Source organism: Psychrobacter halotolerans (assembly GCF_039680845.1).
Taxonomy (GTDB): domain Bacteria; phylum Pseudomonadota; class Gammaproteobacteria; order Pseudomonadales; family Moraxellaceae; genus Psychrobacter.
In genome coordinates, this window is record NZ_JBDKWD010000001.1 from 745,335 (window position 1) to 762,035 (window position 16,701).

Below are 16,701 nucleotides of genomic sequence, written 5' to 3' on the forward strand. Positions count from 1 at the left end.
GGCACTAATTTAGGCATTGATTTTTTGCCACACATTTACCTGGGGGTGCGCTATCCGGCGCATATTTGAAGGACGCCAAAATAACGCCTCACCTGGAGCTAATATAATATATCCACCCAATACACATTGCTCTGATAGTCGTGCCAAAATGTCTCGCTGATCAAACTTACGGAAATATAGCAGCACATTTTGGCAAATAATCACATGCTGAAGATGTGAAGTGGGTGGTTTTTGTTCAATAATATTGTGTAAAGCGAAATCTACATAGGGCCGCAATATTGATGCAACTTGCCAACAAGCATGAGTGCCTATTTTGCTCGTCAATGAGTCATGAAAATTCAGCTCATTGGCCATGTTCTTCGCAGGCAGTGGTTGCACAAACTGCTGGCAATGCTGTGGAATTAAGGATTGCTGCCGCTTATCATACTGCCCAAGTTGGGCTTTAGAAATGGCCTGTTGGCTGACGTCCGTGCCCAATACTACATAGTTTGTCAATTGCGCTGATGCCAAGCTCATGGCCAACGACCAAGTCTCCTGCCCGCTGGCGCAACCAACGCTCCAAATTCGAAACGGCGCCTTGTGGTTGCTATCAGTATCAATGTCAGTATCGCCATTGGTGTCGTCCATAACACGTCGTTGCTGTTGTAACGCATAATTTACAACAAAATCTATGGACGGCATATGCCGAAAAAAACGACTCTCATGGATCAGTACTTTATCAAGCAGTTGTTGACGCATGTCGTTATTGCTGGATAATTGATACCACAAGTCTTCAGCAGACAGTCCATACGATGACGCTGTATGATCAATCGCATTTATCAACCACTGCAGCTGAATGTCTGGCAAAACAAAACCAATCTCTTGCTCTACATACCGTTGCCACTGCTGTATGTCAATCTTATCTTTTTGCATCAACGCCCTCGCCACCACAGGTTCGGGCATCTTGATCGGCCAGCTATTTGATTGAGTAGGATTATTCACGTCACCTATCATGATTGTGGCTGTTTTCCAAATCTACTCGCTCAGCCGCGTTAAAACACCCTAATACGAAAAAACTCCATTTATTTCGCACTTAATAAGAGTCAAAACTGATTATCAGGCATTCTCTGATAACATATCTCTTGTGTCTAACATATCACTGTCTAACAACTCATCATTCGACACTTTAAAGCCTGTGACCGACTCTTGTAGTGCCGCCGCCATTTCACTCAATTCACCAATAGAGCGGGCGGTTGCCATCGTACCAGATGACGTCTGTGAGGTAATGTCTTGAATAATGTTCATGGTCTGAGAGATGTGACCCGCAGATTCTGCCTGTTGCATGGCCGCATTTGAGATGTTTTGAATCAAGTCAGCCAAGGTGTTGGATACGCTCTGTACTTCTTCTAGTGCTTCACCCGCATCTTTTGCCAAACGTGCGCCACGTACAACCTCAGAGGTCGTGGACTCCATTGACATAACCGCTTCGTTGGTATCTGCCTGAATGGTTTTTACCAAGGTCTCAATCTGTTTTGTGGCGTTAGCGGAGCGCTCAGCAAGACGCTGAACCTCATCGGCAACAACCGCAAAACCTCGTCCTGCCTCTCCAGCCATCGATGCCTGAATAGCCGCGTTCAATGCCAATACGTTAGTCTGATCGGCAATATCGTTGATCAAACCAACGATGTCACCAATTTCTTGTGAAGACTCACCAAGGCGTTTGATACGTTTTGACGTTTCTTGAATCTGATCTCGAATGACGTTCATACCTTCGATAGAGCGCTGTACAACCTCGGCACCGTTGTAAGAGATCGCAACTGAACGCTGGGCAACCGTTGCCGACTCCGAAGCGTTGTTTGAAACCTGATCGATTGACACGGTCATCTCGTTAATAGCTGCCGACACACCAGCAATTTCTTGTGCTTGATGCTCAGATGCCTCAGCAAGCTCAACCGCATTCATCTGCGTTTGCTCTGAGGACTGTGAAACGCGGTCAGCTGTATCGTTAATAACCAATACCAACTGACGCAATTGGTCAATCGCGAAGTTGACTGAGTCAGCAATAGCACCCGTGAAATCTTCTGATACCGTGGCATTAACAGTCAAATCACCTTCTGCCAAATCGCCCAATTCATCAAGCAATCGTAAAATAGCGATCTGGTTACGCTCGTTCTCTTCTTGAATTTGGCGTGCACGCTCAGACTCTGCTTCTGCTTCTTGACGACGACGTAAGGTTTCTTGTTCGATAAGTAATCGCTCTGAGCCACCGCGCTGCTTAAGTAGCTGGTACAAAGCAAACAAAATACCTAATGCACCAATTGCAAATATAACGGCTGGTAAAACAATCGATTGATTGAAATTAGCGAAATCTTGACTCACTGATGACACCGCGTTAATCAGCCAAATCACACAGGCCATACTCAATACGACAAAAAATCCCAACAATAGCTTCCACGTATTATTGGTATCTTTGCTCTCTGTTGTTGCGGGGGCACCAGCTACAGGTTTTTTTATAACATCACTCATCTTGCATATTCCTTTCAGACAATCGTCAAAGTCTTATCGTGACTGACTTTGACAATCTTACTGCTGTAAATACAACAGTGATTAACAAAGTCTGTATGAATGCTGACATCCAAGCGTATCATGTCATTCGTGATTATTTCGTCGTCGTGTTAACAGCCAAACACACCATTATCGACAGCTATATTGCCGCATCGGTATACTGCGGATCTTGTGCAAGCAAGCTTGGCATAAAGACATACCAATCCTGTTCATTTTTAAAAAACTTACCATGATTGTAGGGGGCGAAAGGCGAATTCGGTTCGATCGCTTCTGCACGATATTGATCTTGCGTGAACTGTTCAATACCAATCACTTGATCTACCAGTAGTCCTGAGAAAAAGCCACCATGATCGACCACGATGACTTTGCGTTGACTCATTTGCGCCATACGACTGGGAACTTGCAAGAACTGTGACAAGTCGGTAATCGGCAATAAGCGTCCACGGATATTGGCGATGCCTAGCATCCAGGGCTTTACTAAAGGCAAGCTGGTATATTCTGGCATGGCCAATACTTCTGATACATGGCTCATGGGCGCGACCAATCGCTGTCCACCAATCTCAAATACCACGCCTTGCCAATCAAATGCTTGCCCACCGCGGCGACCACTTTTGCGCGCGCGTGCTAAATCTGCTAGACGCAGAAGCTCAATAAACCCTCTGGAAGCCACAAGCTACCCCATTACTTTATGAATGATATTAACCAAACCATTTTCATCAACTGGCTTGGCCATATACTCTTTCGCCCCTTGACGTTTACCCCAAACTCTATCTGTTTCTTGGTTTTTGGTACTGATCATAATTACAGGGATATGAGCAGTGGTTTTACCACGCGTTATTTTTCTAGTGGCTTGAAAACCATTCATCTCCGGCATGACCACATCCATCAATATGACATCTGGTAAGTGATCTGCTGCCATCTGACACCCTTGCTCACCATTTGTTGCCTCTAATACTTTAAAGTTATGTTTGGCAAGCATGTCGCGAAATTTTGCCATTTCAGATGGCGAGTCATCAATGACCAAAACAGTAGTCATGGGAGTTTCCTTTGTTTGCGAAGATACCTTTTAAGACATCTTCATAAGTTTATTGGGACAAAGCGCATGAAAATAACACACCAAAAATAAATGGCGAAATTATTTTCTACACAGTTGCGATTAAATACTGGGCAATTATGAGTAACGATAACCGCTACCAATATTCTGACCAATGATCTTATCTGTGTAAATACGTCTTCATTACACCAACTTGCCAGTATCAATGCAGACTGACACAGATAGATCTTGGGTTAGCGGTATTGGTTAATAGCTTCAAATAGCTCATCTTTACTAAATGGCTTGGTCAGATACTCATCAGACCCAACAATACGACCTCTTGCTTTGTCAAACAAACCATCTTTAGATGACAACATGATGACTGGCTTATTGGCATAATCTGGGTTGTTTTTTATCAGTGCACAAGTTTGGTAACCATCTAAACGTGGCATCATAATGTCAACAAAAATTATATCTGGGTTGTTATCAACGATTTTTGCTAACGCATCAAAACCGTCAATCGCGGTCACTACTTCACAACCCGCTTTTTGTAACAAAGTCTCTGCAGTACGGCGAATGGTTTTTGAGTCATCAATCACCATTACTTTTAAGCCATCAAAATTGTTTTCCATTTTCATTGTCCTATAAACGACTGTTTATTCGTCATGCTGTTTATCAATACAAAATTTTAACGGTTATTTTAACCGATTATATTGTTTGCCATTTGATTGATATGCGCGGCTAAGTTTGTACTACCGTAAGTTGTGACAGTGAATTTATTCGCTGTCGGTATTTGCCTATCAGATATGGCATCCACTTCGGTTACTATACGCACTTTTTTATTAATAAGCTTACTAAATTAGACCAGATGGATAGCTTTTTAGACGAGTGACAATCCCTCTATCACTTCTATGTCACTTATAACTGAAACCTTGAATACGGGAAACTCTAAATCGCTTTCCAATCGCCAGTTTTTCTCAATCTGCGTTAATTGTCGCTATCACAGACAGTAAGCTTAAATCAAAAAAATGACCGCTTTATGATATTTTTATTATATAGAAACGAAAAACACATTGCTGCATAATTTTACATTGTAATAAAAATGTATCACCCTATTTCTTTACGTTCGTTTTAACACAGTTGTGAACTTAATTCTAGATATTAGTGCATCAATATTTGTACTGACCAGTCCTATAAGGGTATACATTTACCTGTTATCGATAAGATTTAGACTGATATTTAATTTCGAGACGTGTTCTGCACACGCGATAGCAAGTTTTGTGAGTAGTTGCGAGTTGTTCCCCCTCTTTGTAATTCACTATATAATGAAACGACGATGACTATGATAACTGCGGTAACTGCTATGACAGCCTCTCGACTTCTAAAAACCAGCGCCTATCTATTAAGCGCTTTTATACTTGCTGCCTGCCAGCCACCCTCGCCTACTGATGAGCCTATGCTAGTGGACGACAGTGCAACCGTAGAGACAGCAGAAACCCCGCTTGTCATTACTGATAATAGCGTCACTATGGGCCCCGACCATATCTTGAGTATCAAACCATCCCGTTATCAACCCAGTATTGGTTTACAAGGCGACCTCGAACCTGTCAAACAGATCAATTTTGTCGCGGCAAATCCAGTCAGTATCGAAGAAGTACTGGTGACTGAAGGTCAACTGGTAGAAAAGGGCATGCCCTTACTTATTGTTCGACGTCTGGCTACACAAAACAATGCGCTGAAAAGCGCAGATTCAACAGCAGATAGATCTGCTACTAAAGGGAATGAATCTACCAAAAAACGTTCATCTACAAGTGATGAGAGCAGCGAAAGCCAAAAAGACCATTCAGAGAAAGCAAATTTAGAAAAAGATAACTTAGAAAAAAACAACTCAGAAAAAAATACCAGTCCAAAGCCCAACTCTGCGCCAGCGACTCCGAGCAATGTAACGACAGAGCAAACGACAAATGATACTGACGTAAGTCCTAGTGATACCGCGGCTGACGATACCGATAGTGAGATCAACAACGAGGTCAACTCACAACCTACGTACAATCTAGTCACGGTACGCGCCAGCTTTAAAGGACGCGTAGAAGGGCTAAACATACAAGCAGGACAAACGCTAGCAGCGCGTACGCTTCTATTACAGCTTAACGATGAGAGACAATTGTATTTTGTCGCCAAATTACCCATTCAAGCAGAACCACAGTTGTCAATTGGGCAGACTGTCAACTTTACGAATGAAGGAATCGCGGACAACTTTACGGGTCAAGTCAGCAAATTGACCGTTACCAGTCGCCCCAAAAAACTGTTGGTCTATGTCGATGTGATTGAAAATAAAGCCAGTCGTACTCACTTGTCGCCTACTATGAGGGTAACAGGGCGAGTGGATTATGGACAAATAGATGTCGGTACCATTGTGCCGGAGCGCGCGCTTCACGACGTGGATTTAACAGAGTTACAAACAGCGCCGTATAAACCGCTTAGACCGTTGACCGCGAATGTGTGGATTATTGGTCAAGACCAGCGCTTGGTACGTCGTCCTATTGAGGTGGTTGAGTATAATCCAACGACAAAACAGTATTTAATAGCAGGGATTAGTAATGACAGTTTGATTTGTTTGGCCGACTTGCCCGTTGATTCTGAAGGCAAAAAAGTAATCGTTTCTTGATAATAAATAGTGACAGTTACATTGTGTAGAAACATTAACAAACGCTCTATTGCTTTGTAACACCTTCATTAGGCAATATAAGTGTATTATATATGTCATTTTCTGAGTACTTGCAATACGTGTGTTTAGTAGACCAATATTTAGAAATTGCTCGTTTTAAGAATTGCTCGTTCTAAGAATGGAGAGTTTTAAGAATTGCTCGTTTTAGGAATGAAAGGTTTTGAAACTTAAGAAACCGACACAGCTTATTATTTGTAAACCCCAAAGTACATAAAACTTTTGGCAAATCATAACAACAACTAGAGGATAACCCATGAGTAAGCAGATTTTATTAATTGAAGATGATCCAGATTTGGCTGAGCTGATTAGCGATTACTTGACCATGAATTATTATGATGTCCATCATGCCGGACTGGGTCAAGAAGGGCTTGATTTGCTGGATACTAAAGAACGTGATATTGATTTAGTCGTGCTGGACTTGATGCTGCCTGATATGGACGGGATGCAAGTATGCCAAAAGATCCGTGGCAATAAGAACAACATGACCAATAAAGTCCCTATCATTATGTTGACCGCAAAAGGTGATACGACAGATCGCGTTTTAGGTCTTGAAATGGGCGCGGATGATTATATTGCTAAGCCTTTTGAGCCGCGAGAGCTGCTAGCCCGTATCCGTGCGGTTATTCGCCGCCACGAGCAGCCCAATCAAGCGGACAGTCAATCAGACAGTCTAACATTTGGTCGTTTGAGCGTCTTCCCTGACAGCCATGAAGTCACCATTGATGACGAGCCTGTCCGTTTAACGACGCATCAGTTTCAATTATTGCATTACTTTGCGACCCATTCTGGTAAAGTATTGAATCGTGAGCAGCTTTGGCAAGCGATGCCAAATGATGACAGCTCAGACAACATTGATCGCGCCATCGACGTGCATATATCCCGTTTGCGCGCTTTGATTGAAGACAACCCACGCCAGCCAAAACGTATTATTACCGTACGCGGTGTCGGTTATCAATTTGCCACTGATCAAGTGTGATTATAAAGAGCGATTGCGTCATCGAGATAACTTTCATATGGTTTGGTTAAATCTATTGGCCAAACCATAAATACAGATACAGACGTTTGATAATAGAGATGGTTTAATGCAGCAATTGGGCTTTCGTTCCGTATTTGCCAAACTATTTGCCAGTGTCATGCTAGCACTTATTTTGTTTGCAGTGGCTATGGTGCTGTTGACGCAGCTTGTGCATGATAAAGATGCTGGTATTCGTTCAGAAGTATTGGCTACTCAGATAATGGGACAGATTGACCCATTTTTGCATGAGCTTAACATCTCCGTCAGTAAGGACAGCCGTTTACAATCGCGCTTTATGCTGGCCGTGGTCAAAAAAAGCTTTGATATCTTTGATGAGTCACTACAAGCGAAAATGGGCTTGTATAACAGCGAAGGTCGGTTGCTGATGCAAACTGACAATAGCGACTTACCGCTTGAGTTACCAGCACCGCCCTCTTTATTGTCCCGTGTTTTTCCGTTATTTGCAGATACCTCTCCAACCAAGCAAGCTCAAGTATATAGCAGCACAGGCTATACGCTTTTGTATGAGTCACGCTTACCGCCCAAAAAACCTGTACTCTCTGCTGCCCTAAATTTATTTACAGGCACGTTACTCTTGCTCATTATTATGGCAGGCGTTTTATGGTGGATTGCTCGCACCATCACTTGGCGCATCAACCAGATGAGTCAGCAGATGGCGCAACTTGGCGATGGCGACTTTACCGTTCGTGTTAACGCTCGCGGTAATGATGAGATTGCCTCATTGGCTCGCGGCTTTAACCAAGCAGCGCAAAAAATTGAGCATCTTATTGATGCCAATAACTTATTACTGGCGCACGCCTCTCACGAGCTGCGCACACCCATTACTCGCATCCGTTTACAGACGGAAATGATGGATATGCTCGCCGGCGCATTGCCAGCTGATATCAAAGCAAAGTTCGATAAGCGCGCGCAAGCAATCAATCGCGATCTGTCAGGTCTTAATGATTTGGTGGAGAGTATTTTATTGGTGAGCCGCATGGATGCAGGTCACGCTTTACAGCAAGTTGAGCATTTAGATTTATATGATTTGATGAATCAAGAGCGTCAACATTATCCTGAAGCGACTTTGATTGGTGAGCATATTATGATTGATGGTCAGCCATCCATGTTGACCCATTTAATTCGTAATTTATTAACCAACGCCATGCTTCATGGTAAGCCGCCCGTCACCGTATTACTGTATGGCGTGCAGAGCACAGATGAAGCCGATGGCATTCCTGATTATCTGCTGCAGACAGTGATCTCTAGTAGCTTTGCTGATTACCCTCTCTCTGATGTTGACGCTTATAATGAGGTTACCGATACAAACGAAGATATTATCTCAAACGACTCAGCTGCTGCTGTTGATAAAGTAAAAGCTGAAACAACGTCCGCAACGGCGCTGTTGCCAGCACCGCCTATTTATAAAAATGGCGAAAACCTAACTGTTAATGATGATGCCAATATCGATGCAAGCGTGGACGGTCACATCGATAGCCTTGATAATCCTCTGCTTTCAACAGCGCCCAGCACAAAAGCGGATGGCATAAACGCGGATGGCACAAAAGCCGATATAGAGTCAGCACCGACCTCAGACAACCAGTCATTAAAGACCAGTAGTGGCACTTCATTGATGGCTGATTATTATAACTTTACCAATGATCTGACTGAAAAAATCAAAAAAGTCATTTGGAAAGCCGTGCCTGATGCCAAAACCTCCTCTAAGGCCACTGACAAGCAGGACACGTTTGATAGTGAGACAACTTCTGGCGCTAAAAATGGTCGTGCGCAAAAAACGACAAAAGCAGCGGCTGATCAAACTGCTGGCAAAAATGACGCCAAAGATAATACCCCGACCAATGGGGAAACGTCTGGCTCCTCGCGCAAAGAAGGCTTATTCACCAAGCGTCTAAAAAAACCCAAAGGCGAACCTGTGCGTCCACTACCAAAGTATGCCGTCTTAGCAGTGATTGATGAAGGCACTGGTATTCCTGAGGACAAACGCGAAGAAGTCTTTAGCCCATTCGTACGTTTGCAACAAAAAAACAAAGGTTCTGGTCTAGGATTATCCTTGGTTTCTCAAATTGTTACCGCTCATCAAGGGCGCATTCTGACCGACACTTTGAATGGTCATACGAGGTTTTTAGTTATCTTGCCAGTTAAGCACAATCCTCACCATCATCAAAAAGACTAAACCTCCAAAAAGCATGGATCATAAAAAATCTAAGTTATTGAAAATTTAAGTCATCAAAAATACTAGGGCGCGCCTTTCTTTATACAATATGGTTGATTCACTTTAAAACCGTTACAGTGCTACTGAAATAAATTTTTTTTGCTGGCTGTTCGCAAGCGTGACAGAGGCTACAAAAAATTTGTCTCAGTAGCACTCAGCTATTTACGTATCGATTTTATCTTAAACTGACTATATCACCCTAGCAATTTCCTTCCTTAAGATCTTCTTCACTAATAGCGATTGGTCATAAGCGGGTCGCGTATGTGCATATCCAAAGTACTTGATAATATGCTATATTAGCGCCCCTTATTATAGGGTTATTGACGGTTGTTTTTTGATTGGCTTCTTGAATCGTGAAGAGGCGCAACAACCTGTTCATGACTATTAAAAAAATTATTGAATTTTGAGCCCTCCATGAATGACATGATTGTCTTAAACGATGTGACCAAAAGTTTTTTAAGCGACCGATCAATCAAAAATAAAGACGGCAAACCGCATTGGTTTACTGCCGTTGAACCGACGTCTCTCGCTGTCAAGCAAGGCGAAATATTTGGTTTAATGGGCTACTCGGGTGCAGGCAAATCGACCTTACTTCGCCTGATCAATATGCTTGAGCGTCCAGATGCAGGTCAAGTCATTATCGATGGAACTGACTTAACCACCTTATCCGCCAGCGAGCTGCGTATTGCTCGGCACAATATTGGTATGATTTTTCAGCAGTTTAATCTGATGTCTAATCACACTGTTTTTGACAATGTGGCTTTTAACTTAACGGTTTCAGGCTATCCTCGTCGTGACATTCACAAACGTGTGATGGAATGTCTTGAGATTGTCGACTTAACCGATCGTGCTGGTCATTATCCTGCTCAGTTATCCGGCGGTCAAAAGCAGCGGGTTGGTATTGCTCGCGCGATTGCGCCTAGCCCCAAGGTCTTGTTGGCCGATGAGCCGACCAGCGCCCTTGACCCTTCTACGACTCGCAGCTTACTGACTTGTCTGCGTGATATCAATGAGAAGCTTGGCGTCACCATTGTGATTGTAACGCATGAGATGAGCGTAATTCGTCGTCTCTGTGATCGCGCCGCCTTATTGCATCAAGGCAAATTGCTAGAAGTGGCAGAGGTGACAGACGGTTTGATTCAGGCGAACACCCCGATTGGCAAAGGCTTAGTCGTAGAAGACTAAGAGGTAGGAGAAATAGATATGTTAACTGGTACTGAATTATCCGCCTCGATAGACAAGCTGCTTGCGCTGCGCGAAGAGATTGTGAAGGCCTTTATTGATACATTCATCATGCTTGGTATCTCAACGACGGTTGCTATTGTCATCGGTGGACTGTTTGGCGTTTTCTTGTTTTTATCAAGTGATCGTCAGTTTTTGCAAAACAAAACCTTATATGGTGTGCTTGGCGGTATCACCAACTTTATGCGAGCCTTCCCGTTTGTTATTTTGATGATTGCTATGAGCCCTTTTACCAAAGCCATTGTGGGTACTGGTATCGGGCCGATTGCGGCATCATTAGTGTTGGCAATTGCGGGCTCATTTTACTTTGCGCGTTTGGTCGAACAAAACTTACGCGAAGTGCCACGCGGTATTATTGAGGCGACCGAATCTATGGGTGCGCGTCCTTTTACTATTATTAAGGTTTTGCTTAATGAAGCGCGCTCCGGTCTGATATTGTCAGTGACGATTCTTTGTATTAGCCTCCTGTCTTATTCAGCGGCAGCGGGTATGATCGGCGGCGGCGGCTTGGGCGATTTGGCGATTCGTTATGGTTATTATCGTTATCAGACTGAAGTGATGATTTTTATCGTTCTTGTGCTCTCGATCATGGTTATCGGCATTCAAGCGTCTGGTAATTGGCTGGCTACTCGTATGGATAAACGTTAATCAGTGGATACGAATCACACGGACGACGCGTTTATTATGAATAATAGGCAGGGTTTAATGCCGATTGCTCCTAAGCAAAATACTTGACTTTGTTACTGAGACCCTTTAATTTTGTTGCTACTTTAACACTCGTTAACTTAGCAGCATTACTATAATGTTGCTTTTTTTAATGGCAAATTTTGTCCTATAATCCCTCCCTCTTATTAAGGAAGTTCCATGAAATTAACAGATATCAGCCGTCAGTTAGCGACTGCTTTTGCTGCTGTTGGCGTATCAAGTTTGGTTTTGGTCGGTTGCAACAATTCATCAGCCCCAGAAACAATGAAAGAGCCTGTAACTGAAGGCACTACGACAGAAACGGCGGCAAGCGACATCGATCCTGACCACACAAAAATCGTCATTGGTACGACCGAAGGTGATTTTGCTGATATGGTACGTAACCAAGTTAAGAGCTCACTTGAAGCGCAAGGTTATGAAGTTGAACTGGTTGCCTTTACAGATTATGTGCGCCCGAACCTGGCATTGGCCGAAGGCGATTTGGACATCAATATTTTCCAGCATAAGCCTTATCTTGATAACTTCAAAAAAGAAAACAATCTTGATTTGGTCGAAGTGTTCCAAGTACCAACAGCCCCACTTGGCATCTATACAGGCAAAAAGACCAGCCTAGACCAAGCTTATAAAGGCATGAGTGTCTCAGCCCCTAACGATCCAAGTAACTTTGCCCGCGCCCTTGTTATGATGGATGATCTTGGCTGGATCACATTAAAAGACAACATCGATCCATTGACAGCATCAAAAACAGACATCGCTGACAACAGTAAATACGACATCAAAATCGTTGAGTTAGAAGCTGCTCAGTTGCCTCGTGCTCGTGATGAAGTGGATTTCGCGGTTATTAATGGTAACTATGCCACCGACTCTGGTATTGACTTATCAACTGCGCTATTCCAAGAGCCAAGCTTTGCTTATGTCAACTGGTCAGCCATCAAATCTGCTGATGCTGACAAAAAATGGGTCAAAGACGTGACCAACGCTTATAACTCAGATGCGTTCAAAAAGTACGCTCACGAAACCTTCCCAGGTTACAAGTATCCAAAAATTTGGGGTACTGACCACAGTGCGCATACAGATACTGCTGCCAGCACTGCACCTGCAGAAGCACCTGCTCAGTAAACGCTCAAACCAAAAGCGCATTAATCATAAGCGCTATATTGATGCAGAACGCCCATGGCTTAACGGTCATGGGCGTTTTTTATGGCGCTGATTTTACGATTATGAATGTTTCAAACGTCTGGCAATTCATAACTGACAACTAAATATGACGTTACAGCCTGTGTGCCCTTTGTAGGAAAGCGTCACTCGCCCTTCCCCTTTAGCGTTGTTTTTCCTATAGTGGACAGGCTGAATAAATAACTAAGCCAACTTGTGACTGAGTTAATAAGTTATTTAATCAAGTTGATTGCAACGTTTGGCACTGTATGTGTCTACTGAGTAGCAGATTAAAAACCAATCAAACATTATAAAATCACAAAAAATAAGGATAATAATATGAGTACTAAAACTTATAAAATGCGTACCGCTGGACAAGCAAATATTCCTGTCTTAGGACTGGGCACATGGCAGTCGACCGGTCAAGATTGCATAGATGTGGTTAAAAAAGCCTTAGAAATGGGCTATGAACATATCGACACCGCACAAGCATACGACAATGAAAAAGAAGTCGGTCAAGGCATCAAGCAATCAGGCGTTGCTCGTGACAAGTTCTTTTTGACCACCAAAATCTTCCCAGACGATATGAAGTTTCAACCAGAAAAATTGGCTGAAGCGGCTAAGCGTTCGTTAGAAAACTTAGATACCGATTATGTCGATCTGTTACTTTTACATTGGCCAGACGACCGTGTCCCATTATCTGAAACGATTCCGGCCTTGTGTGAGCTACAAAAACAAGGATTAACGCGTCATATCGGTGTGTCTAACTTTAATATTGCCAATATCACTGAAGCAGAGAAATATGCAGATGTGCCTATTGTGGTAAACCAAGTGGAGTTTCATCCATTTATCAAGCAAAATACGCTACAGACTTTTCTAAACAACCATCACATCTTGTTAGAAGCTTACTCGCCACTTGCTCGTGGTGATGTCTTTGACAATGACACCATCAAAGAGATTGCGGACAAGCACAATGTCACGCCAGCTCAAATCTCATTGGCTTGGATTTTGTCAGATAAAGACCGCGTTGCTATTCCAAAAACATCTAACCCTGACCATCTGCAAGGCAACTTGGATGCGATCAATGTATCGCTTAGTGCAGACGAGTTAGAAAAAATTGGTAACCTAGCCCGTGCCGATGGTCGTAAAATTGAGCATCCTGATTACAGCCCAGTGTGGGATGACTAATCCTTAGTCATTACTCCTTAGCAGTGATTTGATTTAAAATATTAAAAAAAGCCACCGAGATGATCGGTGGCTTTTTTATATCGAGATGAATAGGATGCCTGCTACTGCTGCAAGGTATTCGTCTCATGAACTTTTTCAGCAGGATTATACTGCTCAGAAGGAGGGATTGCGCCATTGCGATTGTTTTCTTTCATCGACTTGGCAACCTCGGGCGGCATATAGTTCTCATCATGCTTCGCCAATACTTCGCCTGCGACAAAAGTGCCGCCTTGCATTTTACCTGTGGCAACCACCCCTGAATTTTCAGCGAACAAATCAGGCAAAATACCTTGATACGTCACAGGCACCGTGGATTTAAAATCGGTAATTGCAAACTCAATACTTAGTGGATCATTGGGTGCGCGCTGAACGCTGCCTGCCACCACCATACCACCTGCACGAATACGCTTGTCTTGCGGCGCTTCACCTTGCGCAATAGCCGTAGCGTCAAAGTAGTAATCGGTCTGTTGCCCAATGGCATAAAGCACCAGCACCACGGCTACCGCCGCCCCCGCTAGTGTAAACATGACCCACATTAATTTTTTGCGACGAACTGCGTTCATACCACTACCTCATTGATGACTCACTGTTTTATAGATTAGGCGCTATAAAACAAAAATATTGAAGGATCTACCATTAGAAAAACGTGCTAAAAAAGTCTTTCTAATCGTACTCTTCTCATAACTGTATGGTAGCATTTTTCAGACAAATCAATAAGCCTCATCGTCACTGATAAGGCGATATCGTTATGATATTAAGATGGTTTTTCTAATGAGACTGCTTCGTGGCAGGCGCTGATGTTGCAGGCGTTGATGTTTTAGCGGTGCGCTGTGCTTGACGTGCTTGCTGAATCGTCAACTGTTTGATAAGTGCTTGTCTTTGTCTGCGGCTATAAATAACAAATGCCAGCATCACACCCACCGTAATTGCCCAGCATGACCACACAAAAACCCCATGCTTACCCATGGCGATAAATTCAGACACGCTATAAAAATAGGGCTGCATAATAGTTTCCTAGCCGTTATTTGTGTTGACCACGGATGTATTCTTTCACCCATGCCTTGCCTTGGTCACGATACAATATCAAGGTGTTGGTACGATAAATCACTAAGGCGGCAACCATTAGATAGCTACCAATAATCATCAGTAGTAATGGCATCCACATATCGGCCGACATTTTTGGGGCAGCGGTTAAGGTAAACGTCGAACCTTGATGCAAGGTATTCCACCACTGTACTGAATACTTGATAATAGGAAGGTTGACAGCGCCGACGATAGACAAAATAGCGGCGGCCTTACCACGGTTAGCCGTATGTTCAAAGGCGGCAAACAGTGCCATCACCCCGGCATACAAAAACGCCAAAATCAGCATCGATGTTAAACGTGCATCCCAAACCCAATAAGTTCCCCACGTTGGTTTTGCCCATATGGATCCGGTCAACAAACTAATCACACACAGTAAAAACCCAATTGGTGCAAGCGCCTGCGCCACCAGATTCGCCGTCTTGATTTTCCATACCAAATAAATCACTCCCAAGATGGCAAGCGCAAAATAGATGGAGATAGCAAGACTGGCCGCTGGTACATGGATAAAGATAATGCGGTAACTGTTGCCTTGCAGATAATCAGGCGGTGCAAAAGCCAGTCCCCACACACTGCCGATGAGCAAGCAGAGACTCGCCAATAGCGCCAGCCATTTAACCCACGGCGTAAAGATACGAAAAAACTGCTTGGTACCCACAGTGGTCAAGAAACCCTGCCAAATGCGTTGCCACAGGCTGGGAGATGAGACATTATTCAGGTTGGGCATGGAGTTAACCTATTGCTCAGCTTACTGGTGATGACTGACATGGCACATGGTGAGCGCTATTATCTGCCAACCTGCTGGCGTTAAACACTGGATAGAATCTACAAAAAATTGTTTGCGTACTGAATCGACTATTATAACAAAATTGCCAGTTTTCACCATGATGTTAATATCAGGCGCGTTCATACAAGGCACTTGTCTCATTGAATGAAACGCTGAATTAACAATAACTCGCTGAATCAATTCAACCATGACATTTTTAAGGTCAGTGCAATCACCCACGGCATTACCAAAACAGACACAATACTGCCTGCCAATAATAAGGCCAATATAGGCAATCCATTGAGACCCGTGGCATATAAATCGACCGCCCCTGTCGCAAATATTAGGACGGGCAACTGCATGGGCAACGCAATCAAAGGCACCAGTACAGCGCCGTTTTTCAATGATAGTGTCAGGCTACTGGCGACGGCCGAGAGCATCAGTAGCATAGGGCTACCTGTGACAATAGAAGCCATCAATATCCCTGCCTCAAACCAGCTTAACTGAAATAAAGGCACCGCCAATAAACTGAGTACGGCCACAATACCGCTGCTAAACACCCAATGAATCGCCAAGCGAATCAGCACCCATAAGGGCAATGAGGCGTTGGCAACGACCAATTGTGCCAGTGTCCCGTTATCGAGGGCAGGCTTAAATAAACCATCCACGCCCATCACAAGCGATAACAACGCCGCAATCCACACCGCTGATACCCCAAGGCGCTGCAAAAGCGCAGGCTCACTACCGACGGCCAGCGGAAACAAGGTAATAATGACTAAAAACAGCACCAAAGGGTATAGCCATTGCACCGCGCCTTGCTGCTTGACCTGCCATTCGCGCGTCCACAACTGCCCAAAGCGAATACCACGCGTCATTGCGACTGTATTTGAGCGATTATTCGCGGCCTGTAAGGGACTGTCGGTTTGTGTCATTTATTCGCTCTTCTACTTATACTTATCGCACTTATATT

15 protein-coding genes and 1 pseudogene are annotated in these 16,701 nt (G+C 43.7%); 7 read left to right on the forward strand and 9 right to left on the reverse strand.

Translation table 11 applies throughout. The annotated features are described in order from the left end of the window. Positions 1 to 9: 9 nt before the first annotated feature. From AAJP47_RS03220 to pilG, 5 genes and pseudogenes are all read right to left on the reverse strand, one after another. Positions 10 to 981 carry a CheR family methyltransferase gene (locus AAJP47_RS03220; protein WP_346716452.1) on the reverse strand — a complete coding sequence of 324 codons (972 nt, stop codon included), beginning with the start codon at positions 979 to 981 and terminating at the stop codon, positions 10 to 12. A 114-nt stretch (positions 982 to 1,095) separates the two neighbouring features. Next, a pseudogene (locus AAJP47_RS03225) lies at positions 1,096 to 2,166 on the reverse strand (methyl-accepting chemotaxis protein); the annotation flags it as partial. A gap of 517 nt (positions 2,167 to 2,683) precedes the next feature. After that, positions 2,684 to 3,214 (reverse strand): chemotaxis protein CheW, encoded by a 531-nt coding sequence (locus AAJP47_RS03230; RefSeq protein ID WP_346716453.1) that lies wholly within the window; start codon positions 3,212 to 3,214, stop codon positions 2,684 to 2,686. Positions 3,215 to 3,217: 3 nt separating this feature from the next. Further along, on the reverse strand, positions 3,218 to 3,580 hold the full coding sequence (locus AAJP47_RS03235; RefSeq protein WP_346716454.1) for a response regulator: 363 nt from the start codon (positions 3,578 to 3,580) through the stop codon (positions 3,218 to 3,220). A 251-nt stretch (positions 3,581 to 3,831) separates the two neighbouring features. Next, the gene (gene pilG / locus AAJP47_RS03240) at positions 3,832 to 4,209 is read right to left on the reverse strand and encodes a twitching motility response regulator PilG (RefSeq protein ID WP_021813722.1); all 378 of its coding nucleotides are present in this window, start codon (positions 4,207 to 4,209) and stop codon (positions 3,832 to 3,834) included. A 731-nt stretch (positions 4,210 to 4,940) separates the two neighbouring features. Between pilG and AAJP47_RS03245 the strand changes: the two genes are divergently transcribed. The 7 genes from AAJP47_RS03245 to AAJP47_RS03275 all read left to right on the forward strand — a co-directional run bounded on the left by AAJP47_RS03245 (position 4,941) and on the right by AAJP47_RS03275 (position 13,843). Beyond that, positions 4,941 to 6,245: an efflux RND transporter periplasmic adaptor subunit gene (locus AAJP47_RS03245; protein ID WP_346716455.1), complete on the forward strand. Its 1,305-nt coding sequence runs from the start codon at positions 4,941 to 4,943 to the stop codon at positions 6,243 to 6,245. Between the two features lie 313 nt (positions 6,246 to 6,558). Continuing rightward, positions 6,559 to 7,281, forward strand: coding sequence for a response regulator transcription factor (locus tag AAJP47_RS03250; RefSeq protein ID WP_058025471.1), 723 nt, complete (start codon positions 6,559 to 6,561; stop codon positions 7,279 to 7,281). A gap of 106 nt (positions 7,282 to 7,387) precedes the next feature. Further along, positions 7,388 to 9,514: an ATP-binding protein gene (locus AAJP47_RS03255; protein WP_346716456.1), complete on the forward strand. Its 2,127-nt coding sequence runs from the start codon at positions 7,388 to 7,390 to the stop codon at positions 9,512 to 9,514. A gap of 453 nt (positions 9,515 to 9,967) precedes the next feature. Further along, positions 9,968 to 10,738, forward strand: coding sequence for a methionine ABC transporter ATP-binding protein (locus AAJP47_RS03260; protein WP_346716457.1), 771 nt, complete (start codon positions 9,968 to 9,970; stop codon positions 10,736 to 10,738). Between the two features lie 18 nt (positions 10,739 to 10,756). Continuing rightward, the gene (locus tag AAJP47_RS03265; protein WP_346716458.1) at positions 10,757 to 11,443 is read left to right on the forward strand and encodes a methionine ABC transporter permease; all 687 of its coding nucleotides are present in this window, start codon (positions 10,757 to 10,759) and stop codon (positions 11,441 to 11,443) included. 216 nt (positions 11,444 to 11,659) lie between these two features. After that, positions 11,660 to 12,619 carry a MetQ/NlpA family ABC transporter substrate-binding protein gene (locus AAJP47_RS03270; protein ID WP_346716459.1) on the forward strand — a complete coding sequence of 320 codons (960 nt, stop codon included), beginning with the start codon at positions 11,660 to 11,662 and terminating at the stop codon, positions 12,617 to 12,619. A gap of 375 nt (positions 12,620 to 12,994) precedes the next feature. Next, positions 12,995 to 13,843: an aldo/keto reductase gene (locus tag AAJP47_RS03275; protein ID WP_346716460.1), complete on the forward strand. Its 849-nt coding sequence runs from the start codon at positions 12,995 to 12,997 to the stop codon at positions 13,841 to 13,843. Positions 13,844 to 13,944: 101 nt separating this feature from the next. Here the strand turns inward: AAJP47_RS03275 and ccmE are convergent, their stop codons facing one another. From ccmE to AAJP47_RS03295, 4 genes are all read right to left on the reverse strand, one after another. After that, positions 13,945 to 14,445 (reverse strand): cytochrome c maturation protein CcmE, encoded by a 501-nt coding sequence (ccmE, locus tag AAJP47_RS03280; protein ID WP_346716461.1) that lies wholly within the window; start codon positions 14,443 to 14,445, stop codon positions 13,945 to 13,947. Between the two features lie 205 nt (positions 14,446 to 14,650). Then, a complete protein-coding gene (gene ccmD / locus AAJP47_RS03285; RefSeq protein WP_346716462.1) occupies positions 14,651 to 14,887 on the reverse strand; it encodes a heme exporter protein CcmD in 237 nt (78 codons plus the stop codon). 16 nt (positions 14,888 to 14,903) lie between these two features. Beyond that, positions 14,904 to 15,692: a heme ABC transporter permease gene (locus AAJP47_RS03290; protein WP_346716463.1), complete on the reverse strand. Its 789-nt coding sequence runs from the start codon at positions 15,690 to 15,692 to the stop codon at positions 14,904 to 14,906. Positions 15,693 to 15,928: 236 nt separating this feature from the next. Then, positions 15,929 to 16,606: a heme exporter protein CcmB gene (locus AAJP47_RS03295; RefSeq protein ID WP_346716571.1), complete on the reverse strand. Its 678-nt coding sequence runs from the start codon at positions 16,604 to 16,606 to the stop codon at positions 15,929 to 15,931. Between the last annotated feature and the right edge of the window lie 95 nt (positions 16,607 to 16,701).